The following is a 12,920-nucleotide window of genomic DNA, read 5'->3' on the forward strand; positions in this document are numbered from 1 at the left end:
ATATAATTTCTTACAGGGGCAAAACATGAAATTAAAACAATTTTTAGCAGGGGTTGCTTTAGCAACATGTACACTTAGCGTATCTGCAAATACTGCATTTAAAGAGCCAAGTGATGCTATTGAATACCGTCAAGCTGCATTTTCTATGATTTCAGTGCAAATTAGCGATATGGGCGCGATGCTAAAAGGTAAAATTCCTTTTGATGCAGAGCAATTTAAAATGCGCGCTAATAACGCAGCAGCCCTTTCTAAAATGCCATGGGAAGCGTTTTACGAAGGCACTGATAAAGGTGATACAGCAGCATTAGCTGATGTATGGTCTGATAATGCAACCTTTGTTAAAAAAGCCAATGCCTTTGCTGCCAATGCAGATAAGCTAGCTTTAGCAGCTCAATCTGGCGATAAAGCGGTAATTGGTAAAGCATTTGGCGCATGGGCCAAAGGCTGTAAAGATTGCCATAAGCAATTTAAAGACTAATTACAATTAAAACAATGCACACTAAAACGGCGCTTTATGCGCCGTTTTGTTTTTTTGTTAGCTATTAACTTAGCAAATAACTAAGTGGTTCTTTGCCCCACGTAACAGCCAGTAGCACTAACAATCCAGCAAAAATAGCCCACGCCAACCAAGGAGCTTTCGTGTTGTCTATATTAGTTTGAGTGGCTTGCTCGCTGTTAGCCTGTTTACCGGTGATCATTGCTTTGACAAGTGGTTTTCCTTTTATTTTATACACAACAATGGCTGTAACATGCAGGCAAATGGCATAAAATAAAATATCGAAATTAAGGCTGTGCAGCCAATTTGCAAAATCAACTGTTGAGCTCGACACATACTCAACCAAAGGCCCATCAGTCAAAATGCCATCACTGCTCATTAGCCCGGACACTAACTGCACTATAATGAGTACAAAAAACAACAAAACCATGTAGCTACCTGGCGCCGAATGACCCATACCTTTACTGGGGTTTTTAAACTCTTTAAATACTGCTATTGGCGAGTGCAGTAACGCGCTTAACTTTGCCGTTTTACTGCCCACCAGCCCCCAAACTAAACGGGTCACTATTAATGCGATTGCGAAAAAGCCAGCCACAAAATGAAGCTCAATCATGCCCTCGTCAATGCTAAAGTAAAGCACAGCAATATTAATCACTAATAACCAATGAAAGCTTCTTATAAAGCCATCCCATACTTTTATACTTTGCATATAAATCCTCAACTAGTTGCCAGGCTCTGGCACATTATTTTGATACTAAAGCCATTATTCCAAAGTTTTACTACCGCTGCATTAATGATATTACATAAAGCGCTATTTATGGCACACTAAACGCACAAACTTATTACTTACTTGTATTAATGAATATAACTAAACGCGCAGTATTAAAAGGTTTTTTTGATATGCTCCCGCTTTGCCTGGCGGTCGTTCCTTGGGGAATATTATGTGGCTCTTTAGCGATTCAAAATGGCTTTAGTGCCTTTGAAACACAAGCAATGTCATTACTTGTATTCGCGGGTTCTGCACAATTAGTTGCAATTGAACTAATGGCCGGTAACACCCCTTTACTGACTATTCTATTTACCACATTTATTATTAGCTCTCGGCATTTTTTATACGGTTTAGCCGTACGCCATAAAGTTATTTCACAGCCATTACGGTGGCGCTTACCAATAAGTTTTGTACTAACCGACGAGCTGTTTGCCTTTTCGCATCACCGCAAAGCCTATAAAACAAAAGCGCGCCTAATATACGCTTTAAGCGCGGGTTTTAGTTTTTATATTGCATGGAACCTTTGGACACTCATAGGCATAGTTGCAGGAAGTGTGCTCCCTGATTTAACAAATTTAGGGCTCGACTTTGCTATTGCAGCTACATTTATTGCGCTTGTGGTACCGGGCATAAAAAATTTAGCCTCGCTGGTTACTGTGATTGTTGCGGGTATTAGCGCCACAGTTTTAAAAAGCACGGGGTTTGAGTTGTGGTTGGTTTGTGCTGCTCTACTTGCAATGAGTGCAGGCTACTTTACTGCAAGGCTTACACAAAAAAAGGACAGCCCATTATGATGCTCACTATATTATTAATGGCGTGTATTACCTTTTTTACTCGTTACTTATTTTTACATCAACGCCTTGGTTTTAAAGTGGGCCCTAAAATGCAGCAGTTTTTAAGCTTTAGCGCACCCGCTGTACTAACCGCTATTTGGGTACCCATTATTTTTATAAATGAAGACGGGCTCAACCTTAACTGGCACAACCCTTATTTAAGCGCAGCCATCGTTGCCATTATTGTTGCCTATAAAACACATAATATTTATTACACAACGCTTGCCAGTATGGGGTTATTTTTAATTTTAAACTAGAGCGTGTTGACCTTTGGCGTTTGAATTTGCAGCAGTATGTTTGGTTTTTAGGCAAGGCAGAGCCTGTGAAGTGTGGTTATTCCCCATAAATAGGCGATAACGTAGCATAAATGCCAAACATGCGCTGCCCTTTGGGTTCTGCCTAGGGGCGATAAACTCTTTGTTGCTCGGTTTTTACTTAGCCCACTAGGTTACAAACCTCGCGCCGCGATTTGAGCGCCCCTAGGTTGAACAAATTTCAATCCGCAAAGTTCAACACGCCCTAAATAACAGCCAACCCATTAGCGCATAGTTAAGCGCGGTATTAACAAGCCTAAATTTTATACTTTTAGTAACGCGCTACAGCGGGTAGAATGTAACTAACAACAATAAAAAAGCATCCATCATGCATGAATTTCATCAATTAACGGCTACTGCGTTAGACGGTAAAACAATTAATTTTAGCGACTTTGAAGGCAAGGTTGTGCTTATTGTTAATACCGCAAGTGAGTGTGGTTTTACTAAGCAGTACGAGTCGCTACAAACTCTTCATAGTAAGTACGCGAAAAGCGGATTGGTTATTATTGGTTTTCCATGTAATCAATTTGGTCAGCAAGAGCCAGGCGACGCAACGCAAATACAACAAGGTTGTTTAATCAATTACGGGGTAAGCTTTTTAATGGCCGCTAAAGTGGATGTAAACGGTCGTCACGCCCACCCTGTATTTAGGTATTTAAAATCGGCCTTACCCGGCTTTTTAACACGCAAAATAAAGTGGAACTTCACCAAGTTTTTGATAGCGTCCGATGGCACACCTATCAAGCGCTATGCGCCTTTTACAAAACCAGAAAAGCTAGAAACCACTATTCAACAAGCACTCGCTAAATTAAGTACACAATAAGTAATAAAGAGGCATAAAGCCTCTTTATTGCCAATGTTTAGCCTTTAAACATGCGTAAACGCACATTCAAACCCTAATAAAAAGGCGCATTATTTTAACTAGCACAATTTAGTCTATGTAATCGTTTAAGTCGTCTTCACCTAGATTTTTACGCAAACGTTTTTGCTCAAGGTAATCTTCCAACTTCTTTTTCACCTTTTGCTTTTTTTTGTCATGCTGATTACGCCCGACCATTTCGTACTCGTCTTCAACAAAATCATCATCTAGCGCATCGTAACTAAATGTCTTACCCACAACCCACTCCATAAAGTGTTTGAGACCAACTCAGGTTTATTCCTGCACTTGGTAAATTAAAAAAATGTTTAGCGCTAAAATACGAACAAATTAGCACCAAAATAAAGCCACGTGACTATCGTAAATAGCCTTCATGTCAATATTGTGAATAAATAGCGCTAAATTAAGAAAGTGGAAAGTGAGAGTTTTTTATCGTTTCGACAAATAAAATTTATCATTTATTTATTTTTAGTGTTTTTGACTAAAAAGTAGTTTATTTATCAAAATTAAAAATCATTAAAAACACACAAATTTCATAACCTACTGTTTTAAAATAAAAATAAATAATGGCACCAAACTTGTTTGTACTTAGCTGTCATCAACAATTATTAGAGAATAAACATGAAAAATTTACTATTAGTAAGCGCTTTAATTTGTACACCCGCTGCAATGGCACATAACGATAACAATGCGGGCATTTCGTTTAGCAATGAGCAGTGCAATGTAGAGTTCAAAAACGATGTACGCATTAAACCTAGCGAATTAGAAATTTTTACCGCATCTAATCAATTCATGCGCTTTAACAGCAATGGCAACTTAACTATAAATGGCGAACAAGTATCCATTAATAGCGAACAGCGCCAAGCGCTTACCCAGTATTCTGACAACTTACGTACGCAGCTACCTGAGGTCGCTAATATTGCCCTAGACGGAGTAAAAATAGCCGGTGTAGCACTAGAGGAAGTAGCTAACGCATTTAATATTGATGGCCTTGATGACTTATCTGGCCTGATGGACGATATAAGACTTGAAGTAGAAAACACCTTTTATCAACAAGGTACGTTTGTAATGGGCCAACAAAGCTTTAATCAATTTGGTGAAAACTTTGAACACCAATTTGAGGAGCAAATAGAAACCGTGGTTGAGTCTGCCGTTATGCAATCAATGGGCAGTATTTTAGTTGCTTTAGGCTCTGAGCTGCTTGGTTCGGGTGGAGATATGGATGCATTTGAGCAACGCATGGAAAATATGGGCGCGCAAATAGAAGAAAAAGTAGAGCTGCATGCCAGTGCGCTTGAAAAGCGTGCCAACTCTTTATGCGACAGCTTTGCCAACATTGCACAGCAAGAAGAGCAATTAGTAGCGCAGTTACCGCAGCTAAAAGGCTACGAGCTATTTACCATTAAACAAAATTAATACACCGCACCGTATTTAACATCCCTTTAGCAGCACTTGTATATTAGGTGCTGCTTTTTTATTCTTTTAGCGTGTGAGCCAGCGCACCTAACGTGGTAATAGCCTGCTCTATTTTTTCGCTCCACTGCACCCCGTAACTTAGCCTAATACAGCTTTTATACTTATTACTTGCTGAAAAAATAAGTCCGGGGGTTATGCTAATACCAACTTCTAACGCCAGTAAAAATAACTTTTGACTGTCTACCCCTTGGCCTAAATCAAGCCAAATAACACACCCACCTTTAGGGTCACTAATACGTGTATTTTTAGGCATCGCGTTTAATAAGCACCACCGCATGCGCTCTTTGTTATTACGTAAGCGTTGCCTAAGTACTTTTAAATTACGGTCATACTCACCACTGGCTATAAACTCAGAAAGCGTCCACTGATTTATAAGTGAGGCAGAGCAACTTAATGCACGCTTATGCCGGCGCGCTTGTCCAGCAAACTTGCCAGCTATTAACCAACCAACTCGATAACTTGGCGCAGCCGTTTTTGAAAACGAGGCGCAGCTGATCACAAGCCCCTTTTTTGAATACGCTAAAGCGGGCGTGCCACGCTTGGCAGTAAAGTGCAGATCACCGTACACATCATCTTCTATAAGAACAACATTATGTGACTCTATTAAGTCCACCATTTGCTTACGGCTTTCATCGCTCATAAAGCTGCCAACCGGGTTATTTATGGCGGTCGAAAACAAGCATGCTTTTATATCATGTTGTTCAAGCGCTTGAGCTAGGTCGTTAAGCCAAATACCATTGTCGGGGCATAGCGGAATTTCAAGCGCCTTTAATCCTAAGCTCTCTATTAGTTCAATAATGCCGTGATAACATGGGGTTTCAATTGCAACCACATCGCCGGGCTTAGTAACACACTTAAGTGCGATAGCCAGCGCCTCTTGCGCGCCATTGGTGATCACCAGTTCATCTATATTTACACCAATACCAAAGCCTAAGTATCTATGCACTAATTGCTTTTTAAGCGCAGCAAAACCATCAATAGGGCCATAATTAATAACACTCGCCCCAGCAATTGTCATAACCCGACGCATGGTACGGGCTAAAGCTTTATCGGTAGGCGCGGCAGCAACGGGATTGGCAATACCAAAGGCAATTACATTAGGTTGATGAATAGCGCTGTATACCTGCTCTATTAATGCTTGTTTATTTACAGTGACAGGCTCGCGGCTTAGTTTTACACGCTTTGGCAAACTGTAAACCGTGTTAAGCACCGTTAAAAAGTAGCCCGATTTTTCACGTGCCTCTACTAACCCTTGATCTTCTAACGCTTGATACGCTTGCTTAACCGTCGGAATGCTAATATTTAAGTTACTGGCCATTTTACGAAGCGAAGGAAGCTTTTCCCCAGGTAGTAACACCTTTTGTGCTTGCATGTCTTTAATTAGCTCAATAACTTGTTGATATAAAAACTCGGCTTTTTGCTTATTGGCAGCTGGCTGCATATCTCGCCTCAAATCTGTATAGGTTACATTTATACTTTTCTGTTTATGGTAAGTATACAGATAGACCCTAAAATAACCACTCAATCGGTTTTTTTAGAGGTTTGCCATGAAAAGCGCAGCGCTATATCTCACAACAGTGTTAATTTGGGGCTCTACGTGGCTCGCAATTTCGTTTCAGCTAGGCGATATTGCTGTGGAGCTTTCTTTGTTTTATCGCTTTGCCATAGCAGCTGCATGTATGTGGCTATTTGTGGCCTACAAAAAGCCTAATATGCGATTTTCGTTAGTCGATCATGGCTTTTTTGCTTTATTGGCCATTTCTAACTTTGGCTTAAATTATTTGCTTTTGTATTGGGCACAAAACTACCTCTCATCGGCAATGGCCTCTATTGCATTTTCAATGTTGCTAATAATGAACATAGTCAACACCCGTTTATTTTTTGCAAAGCCCATTGCCAAACGCATTTACTGCGGCGCGCTAATCGGCGTGGTGGGTATTATTTGTCTGTTTTGGCCGCATTTACAGCAATTCGACTTGAGTAATGGGGCGTTGGTCGGGTTACTACTTGCCCTTGGGGGTACCTTTGTGGCTTCATTGGGCAATATGATTAGTGTACGTAATTCTAATCGTCAAATAGGTGTGCTGCAGGGTAACGCATGGGGCATGTTATATAGCGCAGTAGGTTTAGCCGTGTATGTATTAATAAATGGTATAACGGTCAGTTTTAGTGCCCCTACCAGCTATTGGCTGTCGCTGTTGTATTTATCGGTTTTTGGTACTGTGATTGCATTTGGCTGCTATTTTGCCTTGTTAAAAAACATTGGCCCCGAAAAGGCAAGCTACGCCATAGTGCTGTTTCCGTTAGTGGCCGTTGCATTAAGCAGCTTTTTTGAAGGCTTTGAATGGCATGCAAACACCTTTGCCGGCTTTAGTTTAGTACTACTGGGTAATGCAATTGTACTTACCCCCACAAAAAGAATTAACGCCTTTTTAGCAAGCCGCTGCGTTGCTAAAAATGGCTCCGTCCCCAGTTAGAGGCGTTTTTAACGCACTAACACAAAAGCGCCTACCCTACTGTAGGCGCTTTTTTATTGGTATATGAAAATTAACAGCCTGCTCCTGGATAGCAATAACCGCGGGCGTAACACCTACTAGCTCGCCATCGGCCTCAATTAATAAGTTTTTAGTATTAATACGCGCCTGTTTGAGTTGGCTATAAGTAAGCTTTTTTAAAGTATGGTGGCGCTTAAAAATTAATTTAATAAAGCTATATAAGTGATCAACAAGACTACCCGCTTGCATTTGGTAGCAATCAAGCAGTCCATCATCAATTTTCGCCCTAGGTGCTATTTTAATGCCGCCACCAAAATACTGAGAGTTCGCAAATACAGTTATTAAATTTTGATAGCTACATTGCTTATTTAAAAATGCTCCATTTAGTGTGCTTGCTTTGTAAGTAAAGAGCGATTTAAAACTCGTCCACTTATAGCGCCAAGCTGACATGCTTTGTAAATGACCCAACTGCTTAATTACATGAGCATCAAAACCAACACCAGCCACATTAATAAAGTAACGAGTATTAATTTTACCTACATCAATTAAGTGTGTGGGGGCATTAAAAATAGCGTTTTGCCATTGTTTAGCGGAGCAATGAAAGCGACGGGCAAAATCATTGCCCGTACCACAAGGTAATATTGCCAAACTACATGCACTGTTAATCACGCCATTAAGTGCCAAATTAAGCGTGCCATCGCCACCAATAGCCACTGCTATTTGGCTTTTTTGTGCATTCAATTTAACGTTTGCTAAGTCGTACTCAAAATTACCTGTCGTTTTAACCGTAATATAGAGAATATTTTTCTTCTGGCATGTTTTTTTAAGCCAATCAAAGTGTTCTAACACCACGTTTTTTACGCTCGGTTTAACTATTATTAACAACTGCAAGTAATTTACCTCCTATTAGCCAGTACGCCAGCATAAATAAGAATTAAGTTAAAATTAATTTATCTGAATAATTAATCATAAAAGTGCGTAAAAATTTACTAAAAACATTAAAAAACAAAAAAAATACTTACAAAACAAATTAAAAGCTTGTTCCCCTGGTTAAATAACTATGCAAAATGGGCACTTAGTAGTTTTAATTAAAAACAAAACAATGCAAATTCAGATAAAAATAACTAATAGCCAAGCCTTAGTTTATATTGTTGTATTTTTAAACAAAAAAGAGTCAAAATGCTCGCGATTTAAACACATACACCTTGGAGCAAAGACATGAACCCAATAAACACCCTAAACCAAAATGCAGCAGCCCACGTTGGCGTAAAACCAACTAACCGTAAAGCTAAAATGCTTGCTAAATTAAACCGTATGGGCAAAAAGTTAGCATTAAACAGCGCCGCGCAATACAAATAATCAATCTTGTTATGATTATTAAGCAGGGGCAGTAAACAACTAACCACTATTGAAAGCGCTTCTTTAGCTCCCTTAGTTTGCTGCCACCCTTTAATTTTTAGTTTAAATCCTTCTAATTTCCCTCTATTTACAAAAAAAACCGTAATTACGCCTACTTTTTAAGCAAACAGTTTATTTGCTATTTACACGACGGTATCACCTAAGTATTATTCTGCGTCACGGAGAGATGGCAGAGTGGTCGAATGCACCGGTCTTGAAAACCGGCATAGGTTTGTAGCCTATCTAGGGTTCAAATCCCTATCTCTCCACCACTATTTAATTAATGGTATGAATAAACTACCGTTAATACAATCTGTTATGCGTTGGAGAGGTGTCCGAGTGGCCGAAGGAGCTCCCCTGCTAAGGGAGTATAGAGTTTGTAGCTCTATCGAGGGTTCGAATCCCTCCTTCTCCACCATTTCTTATTAAAAACTGCTTAGTTGCGGTTTTTTTGTGCCTGAAATTTAACAGCCAATGTAGCCAAGGAGGGTGAGAATCCTCGCTAGGGTTCGATAAAATGTCTGGAACACTTTAAGCCGCCGCAGGCGTTGCAAAGCAATTAATTACATGGATGTAATTAAGCTAATCCCTCCTTCTCCACCATTTCTTATTAAAAACCGCTTAGTTGCGGTTTTTTTGTGCCTGAAATTTAACAGCCAATGTATCCAAGGAGGGTGAGAACCCTCGATAGGGTTCGATAAAATGTCTGGAACAGTTTAAGCCGCCACAGGCGTTGCAAAGCAATTAATTACATGGATGTAATTAAGCTAATCCCTCCTTCTCCACCATTTCTTATTAAAAGAGGTGAATCAAAACACATTGAATACACTGGGTAGTTACGGCATTATTAATAACAACTCCACTAACGTAAGTTTAATTATGTTTCGTTTAATTGCACCTTTAATAGGCCTTGTGGCTTTAAGTACACACGCAGCCCAAGACATTACGGTTTATAAATGCACAATTAAAGGAGTCGTTACATTTAGCCAAACACCCTGTGCTGACAATGCAGAAGTTATTAAGCTAAAACAGCCACTAGTTGCCGATAAGTACGGCAATAATGCAAACTCACCCGCAATGCCTGGTGCCTCTGTAGATAACTACATTGAGATTAAAAAAATTGATCGTGAAATTAAACGCCACCAGCTTACTATCAAAAATTATAAAGAAGACTTAGCCGACGCCAAACAACAAGCCAGCTATGTTACTCAAGATCAAGCTAATAGAATGGGCGCCGAATCAATAGCCGATGCGATAGCCACTAAAACTTCAGCGATTCAAAACCGCTATAACGCATTAATTAGCGCTGTAGAGCAACAAATCTCTATTTTACAGCAGCAAAAACAGCAGCTGAGCAAACAACCTTAACTGCTAAATAAGCAGTTTACACATTGCGCAAGGTACACCTTTTACAACATATATTAAAAAATACCGCAAATAACATACTGTTCGCTATACTGATATTTAAAATTAAGTACTTTTAAAAAGTCAGGGAGCTATGTGAAAAATTTTAACTCAAAATATCATTCAGTTATCTTTTACATAATTTTTTCATTAGCGTACTTTTTAATTGGTATTTCACTCACTAAGCTCGCCTTTAATACTCAAATTATCCCAGTATGGTTACCTGCAGGTATTGCCTTAGTTGGATGCTATATGTGGTGGTGGCGCTTCATTCCAGCGCTTTTTATAGCAGCCTTTGCTTTTAACTTTAATATTTTTGACAGCACAGCTCACGATATGGTGTTAGTTGGCAATACCTTCAGCCAAGCCATGTATATTGCTATTGGCATTGTATTGCAGGCAATGGTGGGGGCTGGTTTACTTAAATATTGGCTTGGACACCCGCTGTATTTTAAAAAACGCGCAAGTATCATTTATTTTATTTTTGTTGTGGGCATTGCGGTTAGTTTAATTTCAGCAAATTTTGGGGTTATTGCGCTGAGCCAATTTAACTCCGCATACGATATTAAAGATCATTGGCAAAATGTGTTATTTTGGTGGCTAGGAGACTCATTAGGCGTAATTATTGCCACTCCTCTGCTATTGGTGCTTACTCAGTTTAAGGGGCAAAATAGGCCTATATCGCCGCTGCCTACGTTAGCGGTATGTAGTATTTTATTTGTATCTGTTGCAGTAACTACTCAGCTTTATAACCAAGAAAACAGACAAAATACCGTTAAAGTCGCCGAGCGAGAAGCTCACATTATTGAAAATAGCTTATATCGCTACATCAACCAAAGTTTAATAGCGGTGCAAAGCTTAGCCAGCCAAGTACAATCTAACCCTGATTTAAACCAACAAGACTTTTACGCCTACGCCAGCGAGTTACTGGCACAGCATTCGTTTATTAAAGCGCTTTCGTGGAATCAAAAAATAGCGCAAAGTGAGCGAGCTTCGTTTACCCAAGAAGTTGCCGATATATACCACCTAGACTTTGAAATTGTCGGCGAGCCCCTTGAACCAGACGATCCTATGGTCATCGTTAAATACATTGCCCCTTTTAATGGCAACCAAAAAGCGGTTGGTTTTAATGTGTATTCAAACCCAGACAGAAAAGCATCGCTAGTAAACCCTGCAATTAGGTATCAGCCAGTCAGCACTAAAATTATTCAGTTAGTGCAAACAGCTGAGCCTGAGCCTGCCTATCTGCTATTTGCCCCCGTGTACGAACAACAACAGCAAAAAGCTATTATAAAGGGGTACGCAACAGGTGTGTTTTTAGTGCGTAATATTATTGAGCAAGCGATTAACGAGCAACAATCAGAGATGTTTTCTATTGCGCTCTATGAAGATGTAAATAAGCCCGCATTTTATAGTAACTACGGCAAAAGTTTAAATATTGCTCAGGGCAGCCGTGTTATGAAACTAAAACTCAGCTTTGGTGGGCAAATATGGAATGCACATTTAGCCTTAAAAGAAAAATACCTTGCCCCCCATAATAACCAATTAACACTGTATTTAATGGCCTTGCAATTGGTGGTATGCGCTTTAATTTTAATTGTTTTACTGCTTTTTAATCAGCAACAAATTGCCCTTACCCGAAAAGTCGCAGAGCGCACCCATTCGCTTGCGCAAGCTAAAAAGCAATCTGACTTAGCTAATCAGGCTAAAAGCCGATTTTTAGCCAATATGAGCCATGAAATACGCACACCATTAAATGCAGTTATTGGCTTTTCATCATTAGCGCGCAAAGAAGACAACGCACACACTCTTATTGGTTACTTAGACAAAATAAACTCTTCATCTAAAAGCTTACTAAACCTGATTAACGACATACTTGATATTTCAAAAATTGAATCACATAAGCTTAAGCTAGAAAGCACAGCGTTTGACCTTCATGCAATTATAAAGCGTATTAACACAATGTTTGAGGCCAGTGCAGCCAATAAAGGCATTGGCTGGCAGGTTAGCAGTCATCTTCCGGTAGATACTTGGTATGTAGGCGACCCTTTACGCTTTGAGCAAGTAGTGCTAAACCTTTGCAGCAACGCAATAAAATTTACAGAGCAAGGCAAAGTAAATGTAGACTTTGGCGGAGAGTTTATCAGTACTGACAAAGTTAAAATTACCGTAACCGTTACAGATACGGGTATTGGCATAAAGCCTACCCAGCAGTCCAAGCTATTTAGTGCCTTTACCCAAGCAGACGACTCAACATCAAGGCGATACGGTGGCACAGGCCTGGGCTTAACTGTCGTAAAAGAGCTCAGTAAATTAATGGGCGGTAACGTCACATTACAGAGCGAACCAAACGTTGGCTCTACGTTTAAATTTGACGTTGAGCTTCGCACCAGCCCAGTACAAGAGCAAGCCGAGCTTGTATACTCGGGTACTAAATTGGCGGCCTTAAAAGTGCTAGTAGCAGAAGATAACCCCGTAAACCAAATGGTAATTAAAGCCATGCTAGGCTCATTAGGTATTGTTGCCCATCTTGTCGAAAATGGTGAAGCGGCAGTAGATATAGCAAAAGAGCAACACTTTGACTTAATTTTAATGGACTGCCAAATGCCAATAATGGATGGTTACAGAGCCACCGCCCTAATTAGGCAATTTAAAAGTGAGGTAGAGTTGCCCATTATTGCGCTGACCGCCGATGTTATGCCTGAGGATAAAGCCCATGCTCAAGCCGTTGGTTTTAATCAGCATCTTGCAAAACCGCTAGAACTGGTTAAGCTAACCGCGTGCTTAGCCCAATATGCCGAAATTGAAGAGCCCTAATACAATAATGCGCAAAATAAATGCACTTGTGTTAACTTAGT

13 protein-coding genes and 2 tRNA genes are annotated in these 12,920 nt (G+C 39.9%); 11 read left to right on the forward strand and 4 right to left on the reverse strand.

What is annotated here, in order from left to right; all coding sequences use genetic code 11:
* Positions 1-25: 25 nt before the first annotated feature.
* Complete coding sequence (locus MTN96_RS27115; protein WP_024032101.1) at positions 26-478, forward strand: cytochrome c; 453 nt, start codon at positions 26-28, stop codon at positions 476-478.
* 64 nt (positions 479-542) lie between these two features.
* Here the strand turns inward: MTN96_RS27115 and MTN96_RS27120 are convergent, their stop codons facing one another.
* Entirely contained in the window at positions 543-1,205 is a 663-nt protein-coding gene (locus tag MTN96_RS27120) for a cytochrome b/b6 domain-containing protein (RefSeq protein ID WP_248463255.1), read from the reverse strand.
* A 149-nt stretch (positions 1,206-1,354) separates the two neighbouring features.
* Here MTN96_RS27120 and MTN96_RS27125 point away from each other — a divergent pair, with 149 nt between their 5' ends.
* From MTN96_RS27125 to MTN96_RS27135, 3 genes are all read left to right on the forward strand, one after another.
* Entirely contained in the window at positions 1,355-2,059 is a 705-nt protein-coding gene (locus tag MTN96_RS27125; protein ID WP_138685495.1) for an AzlC family ABC transporter permease, read from the forward strand.
* On the forward strand, positions 2,056-2,355 hold the full coding sequence (locus tag MTN96_RS27130; protein WP_004589018.1) for an AzlD domain-containing protein: 300 nt from the start codon (positions 2,056-2,058) through the stop codon (positions 2,353-2,355). Before MTN96_RS27125 ends, MTN96_RS27130 begins: the two co-directional genes overlap by 4 nt.
* A gap of 385 nt (positions 2,356-2,740) precedes the next feature.
* Positions 2,741-3,235: a glutathione peroxidase gene (locus MTN96_RS27135; protein ID WP_054983691.1), complete on the forward strand. Its 495-nt coding sequence runs from the start codon at positions 2,741-2,743 to the stop codon at positions 3,233-3,235.
* Positions 3,236-3,343: 108 nt separating this feature from the next.
* On the opposite strand, the gene MTN96_RS27140 is transcribed toward MTN96_RS27135, so the two are convergent.
* Positions 3,344-3,529, reverse strand: coding sequence for a PA3496 family putative envelope integrity protein (locus MTN96_RS27140; RefSeq protein ID WP_004589020.1), 186 nt, complete (start codon positions 3,527-3,529; stop codon positions 3,344-3,346).
* A gap of 381 nt (positions 3,530-3,910) precedes the next feature.
* On the opposite strand from MTN96_RS27140, the gene MTN96_RS27145 reads away from it, so the two are divergent.
* Entirely contained in the window at positions 3,911-4,705 is a 795-nt protein-coding gene (locus MTN96_RS27145; RefSeq protein ID WP_004589021.1) for a YggN family protein, read from the forward strand.
* Positions 4,706-4,763: 58 nt separating this feature from the next.
* On the opposite strand, the gene MTN96_RS27150 is transcribed toward MTN96_RS27145, so the two are convergent.
* Positions 4,764-6,206 (reverse strand): PLP-dependent aminotransferase family protein, encoded by a 1,443-nt coding sequence (locus MTN96_RS27150; RefSeq protein ID WP_248533373.1) that lies wholly within the window; start codon positions 6,204-6,206, stop codon positions 4,764-4,766.
* Between the two features lie 106 nt (positions 6,207-6,312).
* On the opposite strand from MTN96_RS27150, the gene MTN96_RS27155 reads away from it, so the two are divergent.
* On the forward strand, positions 6,313-7,242 hold the full coding sequence (locus tag MTN96_RS27155; RefSeq protein WP_055255371.1) for a DMT family transporter: 930 nt from the start codon (positions 6,313-6,315) through the stop codon (positions 7,240-7,242).
* Between the two features lie 36 nt (positions 7,243-7,278).
* Here the strand turns inward: MTN96_RS27155 and MTN96_RS27160 are convergent, their stop codons facing one another.
* On the reverse strand, positions 7,279-8,151 hold the full coding sequence (locus MTN96_RS27160; RefSeq protein ID WP_248533375.1) for a diacylglycerol kinase family protein: 873 nt from the start codon (positions 8,149-8,151) through the stop codon (positions 7,279-7,281).
* Positions 8,152-8,478: 327 nt separating this feature from the next.
* Between MTN96_RS27160 and MTN96_RS27165 the strand changes: the two genes are divergently transcribed.
* The 5 genes from MTN96_RS27165 (at position 8,479) to MTN96_RS27185 (ending at position 12,879) form a co-directional block, all read left to right on the forward strand.
* A complete protein-coding gene (locus tag MTN96_RS27165; protein WP_004589025.1) occupies positions 8,479-8,619 on the forward strand; it encodes a hypothetical protein in 141 nt (46 codons plus the stop codon).
* A 220-nt stretch (positions 8,620-8,839) separates the two neighbouring features.
* A tRNA-Ser gene (locus tag MTN96_RS27170) sits at positions 8,840-8,930 on the forward strand.
* Between the two features lie 53 nt (positions 8,931-8,983).
* Positions 8,984-9,076 (forward strand) — tRNA-Ser (locus tag MTN96_RS27175).
* 461 nt (positions 9,077-9,537) lie between these two features.
* Positions 9,538-10,026: a DUF4124 domain-containing protein gene (locus MTN96_RS27180; RefSeq protein WP_248533377.1), complete on the forward strand. Its 489-nt coding sequence runs from the start codon at positions 9,538-9,540 to the stop codon at positions 10,024-10,026.
* Between the two features lie 132 nt (positions 10,027-10,158).
* Positions 10,159-12,879: an ATP-binding protein gene (locus MTN96_RS27185; protein ID WP_248533379.1), complete on the forward strand. Its 2,721-nt coding sequence runs from the start codon at positions 10,159-10,161 to the stop codon at positions 12,877-12,879.
* Positions 12,880-12,920 lie beyond the last annotated feature (41 nt).

This window comes from Pseudoalteromonas sp. 2CM28B, assembly GCF_023161935.1.